This window comes from Flavobacterium sp. HJ-32-4 (assembly GCF_022532105.1).
GTDB lineage: Bacteria > Bacteroidota > Bacteroidia > Flavobacteriales > Flavobacteriaceae > Flavobacterium.
In genome coordinates, this window is the sequence record NZ_CP092832.1 from 1,097,407 (window position 1) to 1,114,282 (window position 16,876).

9 protein-coding genes are annotated in these 16,876 nt (G+C 51.3%); 2 read left to right on the forward strand and 7 right to left on the reverse strand.

Going from position 1 to position 16,876, the window contains the following annotated elements; all coding sequences use genetic code 11:
• Window positions 1-33: 33 nt before the first annotated feature.
• Complete coding sequence (locus MKO97_RS04400) at window positions 34-495, reverse strand: regulatory protein RecX (RefSeq protein WP_241104857.1); 462 nt, start codon at window positions 493-495, stop codon at window positions 34-36.
• A gap of 193 nt (window positions 496-688) precedes the next feature.
• On the opposite strand from MKO97_RS04400, the gene MKO97_RS04405 reads away from it, so the two are divergent.
• Window positions 689-8,395, forward strand: coding sequence for a hypothetical protein (locus tag MKO97_RS04405; protein WP_241104858.1), 7,707 nt, complete (start codon window positions 689-691; stop codon window positions 8,393-8,395).
• Window positions 8,396-8,483: 88 nt separating this feature from the next.
• Here MKO97_RS04405 and MKO97_RS04410 read toward each other — a convergent pair whose 3' ends face one another.
• Both MKO97_RS04410 and bioB read right to left on the reverse strand, forming a co-directional pair.
• Window positions 8,484-9,344: a cupin-like domain-containing protein gene (locus MKO97_RS04410; protein ID WP_241104859.1), complete on the reverse strand. Its 861-nt coding sequence runs from the start codon at window positions 9,342-9,344 to the stop codon at window positions 8,484-8,486.
• Window positions 9,345-9,433: 89 nt separating this feature from the next.
• Window positions 9,434-10,528, reverse strand: a complete 1,095-nt coding sequence (bioB, locus tag MKO97_RS04415; protein ID WP_241105501.1) for a biotin synthase BioB — start codon at window positions 10,526-10,528, stop codon at window positions 9,434-9,436.
• 186 nt (window positions 10,529-10,714) lie between these two features.
• Between bioB and MKO97_RS04420 the strand changes: the two genes are divergently transcribed.
• On the forward strand, window positions 10,715-12,415 hold the full coding sequence (locus MKO97_RS04420) for a sodium/solute symporter (RefSeq protein ID WP_241104860.1): 1,701 nt from the start codon (window positions 10,715-10,717) through the stop codon (window positions 12,413-12,415).
• 66 nt (window positions 12,416-12,481) lie between these two features.
• Here the strand turns inward: MKO97_RS04420 and MKO97_RS04425 are convergent, their stop codons facing one another.
• The 4 genes from MKO97_RS04425 to MKO97_RS04440 all read right to left on the reverse strand — a co-directional run bounded on the left by MKO97_RS04425 (window position 12,482) and on the right by MKO97_RS04440 (window position 16,832).
• Window positions 12,482-13,432 (reverse strand): DUF4476 domain-containing protein, encoded by a 951-nt coding sequence (locus tag MKO97_RS04425; RefSeq protein ID WP_241104861.1) that lies wholly within the window; start codon window positions 13,430-13,432, stop codon window positions 12,482-12,484.
• Between the two features lie 94 nt (window positions 13,433-13,526).
• The gene (locus tag MKO97_RS04430) at window positions 13,527-14,558 is read right to left on the reverse strand and encodes an Omp28-related outer membrane protein (RefSeq protein ID WP_241104862.1); all 1,032 of its coding nucleotides are present in this window, start codon (window positions 14,556-14,558) and stop codon (window positions 13,527-13,529) included.
• Window positions 14,559-14,580: 22 nt separating this feature from the next.
• The gene (locus MKO97_RS04435; protein WP_241104863.1) at window positions 14,581-15,300 is read right to left on the reverse strand and encodes a T9SS type A sorting domain-containing protein; all 720 of its coding nucleotides are present in this window, start codon (window positions 15,298-15,300) and stop codon (window positions 14,581-14,583) included.
• A gap of 83 nt (window positions 15,301-15,383) precedes the next feature.
• Window positions 15,384-16,832 (reverse strand): T9SS type A sorting domain-containing protein, encoded by a 1,449-nt coding sequence (locus tag MKO97_RS04440; RefSeq protein ID WP_241104864.1) that lies wholly within the window; start codon window positions 16,830-16,832, stop codon window positions 15,384-15,386.
• Window positions 16,833-16,876: the final 44 nt, after the last annotated feature.

A 16,876-nucleotide genomic window follows, 5' to 3' on the forward strand; every position in this document is an offset into this window, starting at 1 on the left:
AACAAAAGCCGAAGGTTTTTCTGACTGCGATTGCTAGGAGAGGCGGGCAATCCGTTTCACTTCCGAAAAGACCAAATCGGATTCGTAGCCCTTGTAAATAAGGAAGTCAGCGCATTTTTTCTGGCGGAGCCTGTTTTCGAGTCCGTTCAGGCTCTCCCATTTGGTTTCGCACAATTTCGCGAATTGCGATAGGTATACACTCTCCTCGATTTCCGACAATCCAAGGCGGATGTTTGGCTCGGAAACCCCATGTTGGCGCAGTTCTTCCCGAATTCGGATCCGGCCCCATTTTTTCATCCCGTTTTTGCCGCGGGCGAAGGAACGGGCGAAACGCTCTTCATTGAGGAAATCATCGGTGATGAGTTGGGTGATGATACGTTCGGTCATCGCGCCGGTGGCACCCATTGAGCGCAGTTTTTGGCGCACCTCCGAATGGCTGCGTTCCTGATAGGCGCAATAGGAAGTAGCGCGCCGCAGGATGTCTTTTTCCTCCATGCTGCGAAAGTAACGAAAACGGCACGAAAATCGGGTTGGTACCCACATGGCGTTTGTACGAATTTGCTCATTCAGCGATAAAAACGAACACTTCATCTAATTGTCTGAAAATTACGGCAAAACCGTATCCGGGATGCTCACAAAAGCCCTTATTTTTAAAGCCATTTTTAAGAGTTTCTTAACCCCAAGTCCGATGAAATTCAACATTACATTTCTTACAATCCTCCTGGGTTGCGTCTTCTCATCTCAGGCCCAAAGTATCTTCACCAACCCCATTACGGGCACCAATCCGAACACAGCCAATCCGTATACAACGGGTCAGACGGTTGCATCGAATATGACCGTGTCAGGAATCGGTCGTGGTACGGGGGTCACGGGTAGCAACGCGAACGATCGCTACAACGCCACGGGTTGGAACTCGGGGTCACTCGACACCAATGATTATTTCGAATTTACGATGACACCGGCATCCGGATATCAAATTAGTTTGGTGAGTTTGGTCTATACGGGTCAGACATCCGGGACCGGTCCTACCAACTTCGCCCTACGCAGCAGTGTGGATAGCTACGCCAGCAATATCGGAACTCCGACCGCTACGGGTGCTACTATATCGTTATCCGGGGCTTCTTACCAGAACCTTACATCGGCTATTACCTTCAGGTTGTACGGTTGGGGCGCCTCGGCCGCAGGCGGTACGTTTAGTATTAATGATTTTACCTTCAACGGAACGGTGTCGACGGTGGGTGCGCTTGACGGCAATATAGTGGAAAGCGACTGGGGTACTGCCCTCGCTACTTCTACCGGTGGACCGACACCCAGTTTTGGTGCTTCTCATGCGATCAACGCGCTGTATTGCTACGGTGACGCCACCTACCTCTACTTCGCGATTGCGGGGAACGTGCAATCGGGCAACCGTATCATGCTATTCATCGACTCTAAAAGCGGTGGCTACAACAATGGCAGCTTCAACCGTACGAACGCACCGCAAGGTATCGACGATTTCAACTCGTCGACTACCTTCGATTCGGGTTTCAATGCGGATTACTGCGCCGTGATCGGCACCAATGGCAGTGGCACGTATTTTCTTGACCTGTTTACATTGGCGGCCAGTGGCTCGAATACCTTTATCGGTTCCGCGGGGACGGAGTTTGGCATCAACGTCAGTAATACCGACCAAACAAAAGGATTTGAATTCCGCATCCCGAAAACGTCGTTGGGCTACACCGCTAACCAGGAACTCCAGCTTTTCGCAGCCTACACGTCCGATGCCGGATTTCTTTCCAACCAATTCCTGACCAAAGCGGGCAGCACGGATGGGAGTTACGGAAATGGCGCGGTGACGTTTGGATCGGCCGCCCCGGATCCTGTAACTGTAACGTATTCTTCAAAGCAAACCGGGAACTTCACAACCGGCACCACCTGGAAACTGGGCACAGGAAGCCCGTCGGGCGTTACTATCTCGATTGAATCAGGCCACAATGTTACCGTCAATACCAGTACATCACAAGTGGCCGGTGTCAGGGTGAATTCGGGTGGCACGCTAACCCTTGACAGTGGTGGGTTGCTAAATGTGAGCCGAACGGGGGGCATCACCTTTAACAATGCGGGAACAACGACTTTCACTTCGGGAGGATTGAAGTTTTTCCAAAGCGTTACCTTTACCAATACCGGCACTTTCACGGCCGGAACGGGTACGGTTGAGTTTGTAGGGGGGTCGCTTTCCGGCACCCTCAGTTTTTACAACATGACGATTTCTACGGCGGGCCTGGCGCTCAGCAGCAGTACTACGATAACGAATTTATTGACGATTCTCCCAAGTGGCTTCGTAGATGCGGGATCGGCTCCTATTTATGGATCCTCTTCCACTTTGGTATACTCAGGTGTCTCAGGATACAATCGGGGCAACGAATGGACGGGTGCTTCTTCCGGCGCAGGATGTCCTGCCAACGTAACCCTTTCCTCGTCGTCCTTCAATATGAATCTCGGGTCGGCCTTCTGCACCGGATCTGTGACGATAAGTGCAGGATCTACGCTTAATACCGCCGCAACCAGTCTTACAATCGGTGGAAATCTCTCGATCAATAGCACGGATGCGCTGAATTTCGGAACGCTCAACATGCTGGGAGACATATATGTCGCCGGCAACTGGACGGTGGGCGCGTTTGGCGTACAAAGTAATAACGGCAAGGCTGTGTTCTTCAACGGAACGGGCACGCAGGTCGTCTCAAAAACCGGTGGTGGTACGGTTTTCTTCGACTATTTGGTTTTGAATAAGTCTGCGGGGACAGTGCAGTTTTCGGCATCACCTGCCACGGACGTGGTCATTAACTCGACCGCGGGCGATGTATTACAACTAGTGAATGCGGGAACTCTTGATGTTAATGGACGAACGCTGACGCTTAACAATGCGGGTGGGAACATTCTTTGTACGGGAGGTGTTCGGACGATTACCTCGACGGCAGCCAACGGATTGGTTGTCATCAACGGATATAAATCGGTTACAGGTACCGGCACGCTTACCATTGCAACGAACGTGACCATGCAACTCAGTGCCGGGATTAACTTCGGTGTGTCAAAAACGACCTTCAACGGGAGGCTCCAACTGAATGGTGGTGGTTTTGCTGACACATCTCCGATTTACGCAACAAACGCTACGTTGATTTATAACGGTAACTACAATGTATCTAATGAGTGGACGGGCAATGCTGCCACGCCAGGACTAGGTATACCGTTCGATGTCAGGATACAGAATGCTGCCGTTGTGAATCTGCCTGCCGGCGACAGGGGATTATCGGGTAGCCTGACCATCAATAACGGCACGCTCAATTTCAATGCCGGGGGCGATTTGTACTTGAATGGTAACCTCTCGCTTACCACGTTTGGATTTAGCACAAACGGAAAACGGCTTTACCTTACCGGCACGAGTGTGCAGACACTGACGGCGGATAATGACGTGATGCTGTCGTATCTCTATTTCCAACCTACCTCGGGGAGTGTCCGTTTCGAATGCGTCAGTCCTGTGTTTCTTTATATAACCGCGCCGGCGGGTGGTGCGGCCATTTCGTTCAACAGCGCCAATGACATACTTGATTTCGGAAGTGCCCAACCGAGTATCGGTACGTCAGGCGTTGCCAATACAATCGCGGGGAGTGGAAAGTTAAGGGGATATGCCGCTTCGACCAATCTTACACTTTTGGGTACGGGCAGTATCGGAACGCTGACGTTCGACACTGGCTTCCAGAATCTTCGGAGCCTCTCGATTAATCGTACGTCGGGCAGCACTGCCGCATCGCTGGGCAGTAACCTGACGATAGCGAATACGATGACCTTTACGGCAGGCCATCTTGACCTGAATGGATTTACGATGACGCTTCCCGCTTCGATGGGTAGTTTCGGCAGTTCATCCAGTTTTGTCATAGCGAGCACCGCCGGAAGTGAATTGCGCAAACTCTTTACCGCCGCAGGTAGCTATACCTTCCCGGTTGGTGATAACGTAGGCACGACCGAATACTCACCCGCGACCGTTACCTGTTCGGGTGGAAGCTATTCGGGCTATATAGGGGTTTCGGTGCGGAACACCCTTCATCCGGGACTGACCGGCTCTACCAATTACATCAATCGCTATTGGGCGGTGACGGCTTCAGGTGTGACGCCTGGCAGCTATTCGTTTTCGGGTACGTACCTGAACGCCGATATTATCAATGCGACTACCAATTGTAAACCCGGCCGTTATAACGGAAGTACGTTTACGGATATCAGCGCTACCACGGTCAGTGCCAACACGCTGAGCCTCTCAGGCCTCACTACCTTTGACAGTGTCAACGAGTTCGCTGCGGGCGACCGACTCGCTACGGCCACCTATTTTTACCGCAGCGCGGCTGCCGGAGCGTGGAGCACGGCCTCAAACTGGCAGGTCTCGGCCAATAACCTCACGGGTTGGACGACTGCCTTTTATCCGCCGGGCCGGGTCGCGTCGGCTGTGACGATTCGTAATACGTTTGACATAACGGTGTCGTCGGGTACGGTCAACGCTGTCAATGTGTGGATTGATCCCGGAGCGAACCTGAATATCAGTGGCGGCACGTTCGTGCTGGAAGACGGATCGTTTTCGACCGATTTGACCGTAAACGGCGGTTTGAATTACAGTGGTGGTACATTCACGCAAGGCTCGTCCATTATCAGTTTTGCGGGAACGGGCACCTTCTCCAACTCTGCAAGCAGTTCTACGATTTTCATTCCAACGGCTACGTGGAGTTCGACTTCCACCTGTAGCATCACGGGATTGACATCAAACGCCATTATCTCTTCTCCATCTGCGCTGGCCCAGTCATTCGGGAATTTTACCTGGAACAATGCGAACCAGAACAACTATGTAAATGTGGAGAGTAATTTGTTTTCGGTGTCGGGAACATTAACCATCGGGCCTTCGGCCAACACCCGGCTTTCGCTCGCCAATAGCGCGGGAACCTATACCAATTCGGTGGGTAGCCTCGTGGTGAGTGGCGGTGTTTTCAATGTCGTGGGTGCGACGGCCACGTCTACCCTGTCTGTGACCGGCAATATCACCGTATCTGGCGGTACACTGAATATCAGCCAGGGAACCGGCACAGGTTCGCTTACCGGTTCGGCTACCAGCGACATGACCGTTTCAGGCGGTACGTGCGTATTGTCGAACAGTTCTGGAACCGGAGCGTTATCAGTTCGGGATTTGGGTATCTCATCCGGATCGGTGGTTTTGATCAATAATTCAGCAAGTCCTTCCACAACGCTTACGATCAATCGTAATTTATCGATTACCGGCAGCGGATCCATGAACCTCGAAGCCATCGGTTCGAGCACGGGCGTGGCGACGGTAAACGTCACAGGGAATTTTTCAGCCGCCTCATCTGCCGCCTCGGTGGTCGATTTCGGGGATGGAACGGTAACAAATAATACGATTGCCATCAGAGGCAATTTCACAAATAGTTCTACGGGTACTTTCTATACTACATCTGTTACGACGGCACCCGCTGGTTTTACATTTGCCGGAACGGGCACCCAGACGTTTTCCTACACGGGGGCTAATTCGGAATACACGCCTTACCGTATATTGTCGGGCGCGACCGTTCAAATGAACAGTAACCTTACATTGGGCGCCAACGCGAGCCCCTCGTCGATTTTTTCTATTGCGTCGGGCGCTACGTTGAACATGCAGACCAACAGTATCATTGCAGCCGGCACCACCAATCCGCAAGTGGTATTCACCAGCGGAGCGACACTTATCACCGCCAATACGGCGGGTATCGGCGGATCGACCGCGTCTGGTTCATTCCGCAGCTTTTCCGGTACGGGCACCGCAGCGGCCGGCGGTCGGGTTGCGTTGCCTGCGGGTGTAAAATATGTATTTAACGGAACGACGACCACCCCCTTCCCAACGACGGCCTTTGGTAACCCTGCAGATGTGACCATCAACTCGGCGGTGACTTCTAACCTTACAGCAGCGCTAACCGTAACAGGTCCGTTTACCGTGAATACCGGTGGTACCTTTAAGTTGAATTCTGCGACCGGGAACCATCTGAGTCTGAACGGCACCAACCTGGTGGTAAATTCAGGTGGTATTTTCGACAACAATGGCACCAATCAGGTGCAGTCGGGCGGAGGCACACCGGCGGTCCAGATATCCGGGACGTTTATCACGCGCGATCCTGACGGTTTTGTAGGAACCGGAGCCGCCATTCCGAGTATTACGCCTGTTTTGAATACCGGAAGTACAGTTGAGTATGCTCTTACCGGGAATCAGGCCGTGCAGGGCACGACCGCACCGACCTACCAAAACATCACATTCTCCGGTGGCGGTACCAAGACATTGGCCAGTACCAATGCCGTTGTAGGTACGATTACGATTTCTGACAGCGTTGTTTTTGATGCGGGTAACAATGCATTTGGCTCTACGACCTCCAATCTCACTATGACGGGCACTTCCCGTTACAAACTTGGAGGTACTACGGCGTCAAAACCGGAATCGGGTGGGACGTATTCGTTAGGGTCGGGTACGACAATCGAGTTCACCGGAACATCTGCTACCAATATTCGGGTATCGTCTCCTACTATCAATTACGCTAACGTTGAAATCAGTGGTACGAATGTGTCGAATCCAGCCACGGTGACGGGCATTCGCTTCCAGGCGGGAGGCACCTTTACCGTGAAAAACGGCGGTACGTTCAAGCTGGCCAATACGGCGGGCTTTACAGGAGGCACTACGACCGCGATCAATAACACGAACAATCCTACGGTTACGCTTGAAGCCGGATCCAAGATTGAGTATGCGGGGGCCAACCAAACATTGACGCCCTTCACTCCGAAATACCAGGACCTTGCCATTTCGGGAACGGGCACGAAATCCATAACGTCATCTTCCGAGATTTTGGTGGGCAACAACCTGACCGTGTCGGCTTCTACATTGGAAGTGCCCTCGGAAAAGTTGCTAACCGTAACGAACGCCATCACGAATACCGGTGGTACGATCTGGGTAAAAGACAAAGGTAACCTGGTACAGATTACCGATGGTATTTCGAATACCGGTGATATCGTAGCGACCCGGATATCCCGCAGCATGGATCACGATGACTACATCTATTGGGGCCAACCGGTGCAGGGGAACATGCTGACGATGTTCCCGGGACAATTCGATGCGGCCTATATGTGGGATCTTGATGGTTCCTTCGACGGCTCGTGGAGCCAGATCTTGTCAACAGTCCCTGGCAGGGGATTCATTACCCGGCTATCTGAAGCGGGTGCGGGAGTGGTGAATTTCGACTTTACCGGCGTGCCGAACAATGGTGTTATCACGGTTGCGGCCGACAGTTATGACGATGGAGCGACGCCCGAGGCTACGGGTAACACAGTATTACTTGGCAACCCGTATCCCTGCGCCATTAGTGCGGCCCAATTGGTCAGCCAAAACAGTTCAAGTCTTGAAGGGACGCTTTATTTCTGGACTGCCATAACGCCAATGGTGGATGGCGCGTATTCGACTTCCGATTATGCCAGTTGGAACGGCACCGGAGGTGTGGCTACAACGGATACATCCGGCACTAATGACCTCCGGCCTAGCGGCAATATCGGAGCGGGACAGGGGTTCTTCGCCCTTCTCAAATCGGATATGGGTGTTACGTTCAACAACAGTATGCGCCTTCGCACCACGACCGATAACGGCCAGTTCTTCCGCACCGGATCAGATGTTGCGGAGGGTCGTTTGTGGCTAAACCTCACCAATCAGGGGGGTGCGTTCCGCCAGACGCTGGTCGGTTATGTGAACGAAGCTACGAATGGATATGAAACCAAGTTCGATGGCAGCAGCTTCACCGATAATGTGATCGACATCTATTCCTTGCTTGACGATAAGAAGCTCGTTATCCAGGGACGCGGACTTCCTTTTGAAACGTCGGACATCGTACCGCTTGGCATTCGTATTACCATGGACGGAAGTTACCAGATTGCTATCGATGAGGCACAGGGGGTTTTGGCTGGCGACCAGGGCATTTACCTGGAAGATTTGCAGTTACACCTTATCCACGACCTTAAAGCAGCGCCGTATACCTTTACGACCGATGCGGGCACGTTCCACGATCGCTTCCGTATCCGGTATACCGATGCAAGTCTGGAAGTGCCTGTAACGGATGCGCCTACCGTATCGATTTATTCGGATAAAAAGACCATCGTCGTTGATAGCCCCGGGGTTTCCATCAATTCCGTGAAAGTAATTGATTTGCTTGGCCGGGTTATTCTGGATTCGACCGCCGTTAATGCTACCCGTTTCCAGTCAAAATTGATTTGGGCTTCGGAGCAGGCGTTGGTCGTGACGGTGGTTTGTGCGGATGGCACGATAGTTAAGAAGAAACTCGTCATCGCGCCCCACTAACCTGACATGAACTGTCGTAGTGACGGGTGATGGTTTGAGTTGTAGGGAAACTGCCAACCGAAGGCAGTACAAAAGAAATAGGAAGAGGCTACGCTACGGCATTGGTTCGGCGCACGGCCTCTTCGTTTTTGTAGTCGATCCAGGCTTGGCCCTTCCAGCGCCGCATCAGGTTGTCGAAATAGCGCATAATGGTCACATTGTACAGTGCTTTCGACAGGTTGCCGATGTGTCGGGGGAAGGCGCGTAAACTCATCGAAAAGCCCGGCGTCAGGTATTTCATGTAGTGCCAGTATCCTTCGGGCATATAAAGCATTTCACCGTGTTTGAGTTCACATACGTAACCTTGTGCTTTGGCTAACGCCGGCCATTTGTTGAAGTCTGGATTATCGAAGTCGATGTCTTCGCGCGAAATAAGGGCATGAGGAACCTTGTAGAGGTATTTCGTCTGGTCAGGAGCGAACAACACACATCGCTTTTTGCCATGGAAGTGGAAGTGGAGGATGTTGGAATAATCGATGTCGAAATGCATGAATACCCGCGAGTTTTCCCCACCGAAAAAAAGCATCGGTAACTGTTTTACCAACCGTAGCCCGATATTGGGCCAACGGAAGTCGTCTTTCAACATCGGCACTTCTTTCATCAGGTTGTACAGAAAAATGCGGTAATTCGTCGGCTTCGACTGCAACAGGTCGATGTATTCCGACATTTTCATCGTGGCGTGTGCTTCGTTGAATCCTTCTTTGTAGGAGACCGGACGATCGTCGTATAACGGCACGGTACGATCACCCGCAATGTCGCGGATATACTCTAAATGCCATTTTGTGTAAGCGGGCCAGTCAGCGGTCAACTGTTCAATGACGACCGGTTTCTGCGGTTTCACGTAGCGGTCAAGAAAGTCCTTCCGCGAAAGGGTCTTCACCCTTTCAATCTCGGTGAGGTTCAACGCCATAGTCGGTTTTTTAAAGCACAAAAATGCCCCTGTAGGACAGGGGCAAAGTTAAGAAACGATTAACGTAACGGAAACACTTTAACAAACCGTTATTCCGTTGGCGTCTTGGCTTTTTTAGAGGCTTCGAGGTTGCGTTCGATCGTGTGTCCGGGCCGTGACCAGCGTGGTTTTTCGCCTAAGGCCGTGAATTGCGAGTCTTCGGCTTCCACGGTTTGCGGCTGTGCCATCTTGGCGAACGGACGCTGTGGTTTGAGTCCGAGCATTTCAAACATCTTCATATCTTCATTCACATCCGGATTCGGCGTGGTGAGCAGTTTGTCACCTGCAAAAATCGAATTCGCGCCGGCAAAGAAGCACATCGCCTGGCCTTCACGGCTCATGTTCGTGCGTCCGGCTGATAGGCGAACCTGGGTAAGTGGCATGACAATCCGTGTGGTTGCGACCATCCGGATCATATCCCAGATTTCAACGGGTTTTTCATCTTCCATCGGCGTTCCTTCCACGGCGACCAGTGCGTTGATGGGCACTGATTCCGGCTGCGGAGACAAAGAGGCAAGCGCCACGAGCATCCCCGCACGGTCTTCTACGCTTTCGCCCATTCCGATGATGCCGCCGCTACAGACCGTAACGTTGGTTTTACGGACGTTGTCGATGGTGCGGAGACGGTCTTCGTACCCCCGCGTTGAAATGATTTCTTTATAGTATTCTTCTGAGGTATCAAGGTTGTGGTTGTAGGCATAGAGGCCGGCTTCTGCCAGTCGCGCCGCCTGGTTTTCGGTCAACATGCCAAGGGTGCAGCACACTTCCATGTCGAGTTTGTTGATGGTACGTACCATTTCGAGCACCTGGTCGAACTCAGGTCCGTCTTTTACGTTGCGCCATGCCGCACCCATACATACGCGTGAGGAACCGGCTGCTTTTGCGCGCAATGCCTGTGCTTTCACGTGGCTCACGGTCATCAGGTCGTTTCCTTCGATGTGGGTATGGTAGCGGGCGGCCTGGGGGCAGTAGCCGCAGTCTTCCGGGCAACCGCCGGTTTTAATCGACAATAGTGTAGAAACCTGCACCACGTTCGGGTCGTGGTATTCACGGTGTACGGTGGCGGCTTCGTAAAGCAGGTCCATCAGCGGACGGTTGTACAATGCGATGATTTCCTCTTTCGTCCAGTCGTGGCGCGTGATCATGTTCGATTCTTTTAGTAACGTCAAAAGTAGGGATTTCCACGGGAACTAAAAACACAATCGAATCTCCTCGTGCTTCACTACGCGTCACGATAACGTTATAGAAACTGGTGGGTAGTGTACGGTTAACCGCGACTGAAATGATAACTTGCCCCGACCAAACTTTTTTTCCAACCAAACCAACTATAAATGAATACGTTTTCTACTGTTGACTATGCCGTGTTTATTACCTATTTCTTTCTTGTGGCCGGCTATGGCTACTGGGTGTACCGCCGAAAGAAAGAAAAAGGAACGTCGGAATCAACGAATTTTTTCCTGGCGGAGGGTTCCCTGACGTGGTGGGCCATCGGTGCTTCGCTCATCGCGTCAAACATTTCAGCCGAGCAATTTATTGGGGCATCCGGACAAGGCTTTACGGTGGGGCTGGCCATCGCCGCTTATGAATGGGTGGCCGCCATTGCGTTGATCGTCGTTGCGGTATGGTTTATTCCCGTGTACCTCAAGAACCGCATCTTCACCATGCCGCAGTTTCTCGAACGGCGCTACAACCAAAGTGCATCGCTTATCATGGCGGTCTTCTGGTTGTTTCTTTATGTGTTCGTCAACCTGACCTCGATCCTGTATCTGGGGGCTTTGGCTATCAATAATATGGCCGGAGGTGAGTATTTTCACCTGATTGTGGTCGTTATGGCCGTCTTCGCCCTCATCATCACGCTGGGAGGCATGAAGGTCATTGGCTTTACGGACGTCATACAGGTAGTGGTTTTGGTCATCGGAGGTTTGGCGACGACGTATATCGCATTGTGCCTGGTAGGCGAACATTTTGGTTTGGGAAGTGACGCCTGGGCGGGCTTCACCACCATGATGCACCAAGCCCCGGATCATTTCAAGATGATTTTCGACAAACCCGGACCTAATTCCAGCCAGGAAGACATTGATAAGTACCTGCTGTTGCCGGGCGTGGCCATGTATTTCGCCGGTCAATGGATTACGAACCTTAATTATTGGGGATGTAACCAATATATCACACAGCGTGCCCTGGGTGCCGACCTGAAAACCGCCCGCACCGGTATTTTGTTTGCCGGCTTTATGAAACTGGCAATGCCGATTATTGTCATGTTGCCGGGTATTGCGGCGTATGTCATCTGGAAGGATGGTGGCCTGCAGGCGGAGATGGCAGCCGGAGGTGAATTTTCAGCCGACAACGCGTATTCGTCGATCTTAGGGTTTTTACCAGCGGGCCTTAAAGGACTTTCCCTCGCGGCATTGACGGCGGCGATCGTTGCCTCGTTGGCCGGGAAAGCCAATAGTATCTCGACGATTTATACGCTTGACATTTACAAGAAATACATCAATACTGAGGCCAGTGAGAAGAAGCTCGTCCTCATGGGCCGTATCGCGATTTTGGTGGCCATGGTGCTTTCGGTGGTACTTACCTGGAACGACACCCTCGGCATTGGCATGAAAGGAGGCTTTACCTTTATCCAGAAATATACCGGATTTGTGAGTCCGGGCGTATTTGCCATGTTCATTCTCGGGATGTTCTGGAAGCGTACGACAGGTGCGGCGGCCATTACCGGATTGATTGCCGGTTTCCTGTTCTCGATCTTTTTCAATATGTATGCGGTCGATTGGTTCGGAGCCGAGACGTGGCTGTGGACGGCCTTCCGCAATTCCGAGAAGGTGTATGAAATTCCCTTCCTCATTGGGATGGGCTGGACATTCCTTTTCACCGTATTGCTTATGGTAGGGGTAAGCCTCGCAGGTCCGAAGCACAATCCGAAGGCGTTTGAGATCGATAGCAAGATGTTCCGGGTGGCGCCCTCCACATTGGCCCTGATTGTATTGACCCTGTTGATCTTCAGCGTACTTTACGTTCGTTTTTGGTAAATAGGATCCATTTAAAAAACAAAAAGACCGCTGTAGGGCGGTCTTTTTGTTTTTTGGGAGGAATGCTTAGTTCCGGCTTGACGTATAATCGGTTAAGTCGTCTACGCTGGAGCTGAATGAGAAGATGGAATTAAGGTTGAAGTAATTCCGTGGGTCGACGCAGTAGTCATACGCGAATTTCGCAAAGTCGAGTTTGGTTTCCTCGAACCCAAATTCCGATGCGATCTGCTTGATTTGGTTCACATTCATACAGTTTGCCGATACCACCTGCTTCGCTACCTTGAGGCGGGTTTCGTCGAATCCCTGACCTTTAACGGCAGAAAGCGCCTTTGAGAAATCGCTTCCTGACATACAATATTGTCCGTTGCACCCGCGTGGGGCATCGTGATGGTCGTGTCCGTCATGCGAGCCTGTATGGGTTGTCGTAGTAGTGGTTTGCGTAATGGCGCCACCGCCCATATTGTCGTTAATGGAAATGCCCATACTGACTCCTTCTACATTTACACCCACACCAATACTGGTGCCCGTGGTTTGTGTGGTGGTCGTTGTAGTGGTTTGGCTCACACGACCCGGTGTTGGGGCGACTACTACTTCTCTCGGCGCACCGTAGTGTACGACATATACATTGGAAGGTGGAACGTAGCCTTGCACGACCGGAATCATCGAGAAAAAGTTCATCTTCATTTTCCCTGCTTTGTTTTTGTCGCGGCGGATTTTATAGGTCACATCCGAATAGATGCCATCGACATCAGCAATCGCAAGGTTGTTCTTGGTGATTTCTGATAAGGATTTGTCGGCGAAAACGACTTTCGCGCTGTAGTACGGTTGGGGAAGGTCTTCAATTCGGATGTTGGTCTGCGGAACGTCATTTTGAAGTTCTCCGTTCAGGTACAACTGGAATTTGTCTCCATCTTCCGAAAAAATGGTCAGGTGCCCAACGGGGCCCATTCCCATTTGTGCGAGCGCCATCGACGAGACAAAAAACAAAAGAAAAAGAGAGGTAATTTTCAGTTTCATAAAGGGTGTTTTTTTGCCAAATATAGTTTTTTTTGTAACAATACAGTAAAAATGTATTTCCATAAAAAAACAGGCTCGTGGCCTGTTTTCTTTTTTAAAGTTCCTGGAAGGTTTGCTGTTCTCCCGTTTCGGCGGATCGCACATTCAGCGCTGCGTTGGTGGTCGCATCGGTAATAAAGGCGACGATTTCCGTTTTTTCAGGGTTTGCCACGTTCGAAGGCATTGGGATATTGAACGAGCGTGTATATACCCGGCCGGACCGCACATCGGCATCCGGGATGGCTTCACCCAACAACGGGGTGAGGCATGAACGCAGGACGTGGTTGTGCTCGAAATTCAGCAGGAGGTCTACGCCACCATAATACGAGGTGTAATTGTGCTGGTCGTAAATAAGACCGTTTTCCACTACATATACCACCAATTTCGCATTCGTCAGGTTCTTGCTGGTTTTGACTTTAACGTCGATACTCAGATTATTTCCGGTACGGGTTGACTGTATGGCCAGGCCGACCCGTGGGTTCTCGCCTTGTGTCAAGGCCAATACCTGTGCGACTTTATTCGGTTCAGGATAACTCCACAGTGTTTTCCGGTTCAACAATCCTTTTGGATAGCCCGGAATGGCGATCATCGATTCGAGTTCGTCGGTGTTGTAGTTGTATGGATCGTAAAACGCGTCGGCCGGATTTGAACTTGCCCGGTGGATACCGACCGCCACGACATTAGTCGTCTGTTGTTTTACCAATTCAATGCCATACGCCACCCGCGGACAATAGCCACACCAAGTGCCCGTGTAGTCTTCGATCAGCACGTTTTTCGCAAACAAGACCTCCGATCCGTCATGGAACCGTACTTCGATTTCATTGGATGGGATGTCCCTAAACACGGCTTTCACCTTATGCGTTCCGATCAGTGAGGAGGTGAAGGTGTGTCCGTCAATGGCTACACCGTCCACATAGAACGTGGCTTCATCGGTAAGATCGTCGCCGTCAATATTGAGAAGCCGGAACGAAATGGCTTCATCGATCAACTGCAGCGAAACGTCGGCTGATAAGGTGGTTGAAATGGATTGGTCAATGGTATATTCCGACTGGGCCATCCTGATAGCAGGACGGCAAATAGGGTACATACCGAAAAAAGATATTTCATAGCTATTCTTTGATAATGCGAATGTTCGCCTGTGCTCCGGTTTTAGAGGTAAAGTGCAGGAGGTAGGCACCCGTCGCCAATCCAGACAGGTCAACCGACTGTTGTCCGTTGATGGTGGCGTGGCGCAGCGACTGTCCGTTCAGGTTGAAGACTTCCATCATCACCGGTTCCTGGCTCTCCACGTCCACAGCATTCGTTACTTTGGTCTGCTTTACCTGTACGCCCAGCTTCGCCAGATCCGCAAATGTTCCGACGGAAAGGTTCGGGTTGTATTGGTATTTGAATGACAGCAGGTCGCCTACGTAGGTGCCGTCGTCGGTAGTCTCAACAAAGGTCAGCGTGTATTCGATAGGATAATTGATGCCGTCGCCTGCATTGCTGTTCCAGAAGTGGTCACCGTTGGGGGTAATATCGCCTGGCGCAATTTCAATTGGAAAGCTGGGCGGCACGAGCAACCCTGCTGACACATTATACAGACACACACCGAAACAGAACTGCACGCTGCTGCCGGTCGTGTTTGTCATGTTCGTCATTTTCAGCTTGAGGAAAATCGGTTCAGACGTGTTGTTGGCTACGCGGAAGGGCAACTCTGATGCAATCGCCGTCGTATTGAAGGTAAATATTTGGCCGTTTGTGATCACGTTACCATCTGTAGTGACGGTAATCTGTGCCTGTAACGCGAGGGCAAGTAAGGAAAACCCAAGTACAAAAAACTTTTTCATAGTGTTCATTCGTAGTAAGCAAAAAGCTATCGGGGTTTGACGCCCGATAGCATTTTAGGTAATTATGTTGTGATGTCGTCTGATTATTGGATAACCAGTTTCTCGACTTTTTCTGTTTTAGACCCTGAAACTTTGGCGAGGTATACACCGCGCTGCAGGGAAGTCAGGTTCATCGTATCGCCATTTTGGATCGTAGACGATTCAAAGACTACTTTTCCGGTAAGGTCAGACACTACCACGCGAACCGGTTCAAGTGTCGTAAAGGTAAACAATCCGGAAGAAGGGTTCGGGTAAATACCGAAGGCATTTGCTTCGTTGTCAACGGTGCCCAGGTTGGCAACCGTTTTGAACGCCGCCGGAATGGCTAACGAAGTGCCGAAATTTCCAACGGCCTGCTCAAAAATCGTTTCACCATTCGCTTTCACTTCAATTCCGTGTGGTGTGTTGCCATAGCCCCATCCGTCACCGTAGGAGTCAGACAGGGTGAAACTGTAACAATCGTCGAGGCTCAGGGTAGCGGTCTCCGTGAGGGTCGTGTTGGCATCAGGTCCGCCGCCGCCGTCAGCATTTGGGCCAACGGAATAAGGACCACCAGATGCCACCACAGTGCCGGCGCTGTTTTTCAACGTCCATGATGCTTCACTTGCGTAGTTATCTGTGTAGATCAGAATTTCGACATTCGTTTGGTCTGTCGGATTGGCCATGGCGATGGACACCGGTTGGCTGGCAAACGCGGCGTTGAAAGGGGCAACCGTATTGATGGCGCTCAATTCAATGTTGTAGTTTGAGGCCGGGTTGAAGGTCGTAGACGGAAAGTTTACGACCACCTGCTGGTATTGCAGGGCGTTGCCGCTATAGGGAGCCGATGCGACTACCTGTCCATTTTCTTTCAGTACAGCCGTGGCACTAGTGATGGCATTTTTACCGTAGTTTTTCATTTTCGCACTGAACGAAGCTGTCGGCTCGCAGAAACGCAAATCGTCGGCTGTGAGGTTGGCGTGGTTTTGCACCCCGGTCAACGCGCCACAGTTATTGTTGATGTTGTTTCGAAGGGAAGACAACGACAACGACGAAGAGAATTCATAGGTCGTTCCGGCAGGGCAAATACGGTAGAGGGTAGGGAAGTAGGTAATCTGATAGAGATCCGCAATTTCCGCACTGTCCACGATGGCATAAGGTGAGCCATCGACCCAGTTACCCTGGGTATTTCCTCCGGTGCCGTAAAGGTCTTCGGTTGTAGTAGAAGGGTCTCCTTCCACAAAAATCACCACGACTTCATTCGAACCGCCTCCGCCGAAGGATTCATACAGGTCGGCTAGTTTGTGGGATCCTTTGTACGCCCAACACGGACCGCACCAGGTAGCGGAGATGTCGAGGATTACCGTTTTACCCTCCGCGAGATATTCCGAAAGGGTATGTGTATTTCCATTTAGGTCTGTCACCGTAAAATCCGGTGCCGTACTGCCGTTCGGCAACTGGGCAAAAGCTGCCAGTCCGGAAAACAGCAAAAGCGAGAGTAATGTTTTCTTCATGTAATGGAGTTTAGATGTGGTAGGTAAGTTGTCTTAAATTCCTT

Excerpts from the sequence above, each read along its gene's own strand:
- MKO97_RS04440 (WP_241104864.1), bottom strand. The coding sequence starts at position 16,832 with ATGAAGAAAACATTACTCTCGCTTTTGCTGTTTTCCGGACTGGCAGCT.
- MKO97_RS04430 (WP_241104862.1), bottom strand. The coding sequence starts at position 14,558 with ATGTACCCTATTTGCCGTCCTGCTATCAGGATGGCCCAGTCGGAATAT.
- MKO97_RS04425 (WP_241104861.1), bottom strand. The coding sequence starts at position 13,432 with ATGAAACTGAAAATTACCTCTCTTTTTCTTTTGTTTTTTGTCTCGTCG.
- bioB (WP_241105501.1), bottom strand. The coding sequence starts at position 10,528 with ATGATCACGCGCCACGACTGGACGAAAGAGGAAATCATCGCATTGTAC.
- MKO97_RS04420 (WP_241104860.1), top strand. The coding sequence starts at position 10,715 with ATGAATACGTTTTCTACTGTTGACTATGCCGTGTTTATTACCTATTTC.
- MKO97_RS04405 (WP_241104858.1), top strand. The coding sequence starts at position 689 with ATGAAATTCAACATTACATTTCTTACAATCCTCCTGGGTTGCGTCTTC.
- MKO97_RS04400 (WP_241104857.1), bottom strand. The coding sequence starts at position 495 with ATGGAGGAAAAAGACATCCTGCGGCGCGCTACTTCCTATTGCGCCTAT.
- MKO97_RS04435 (WP_241104863.1), bottom strand. The coding sequence starts at position 15,300 with ATGAAAAAGTTTTTTGTACTTGGGTTTTCCTTACTTGCCCTCGCGTTA.
- MKO97_RS04410 (WP_241104859.1), bottom strand. The coding sequence starts at position 9,344 with ATGGCGTTGAACCTCACCGAGATTGAAAGGGTGAAGACCCTTTCGCGG.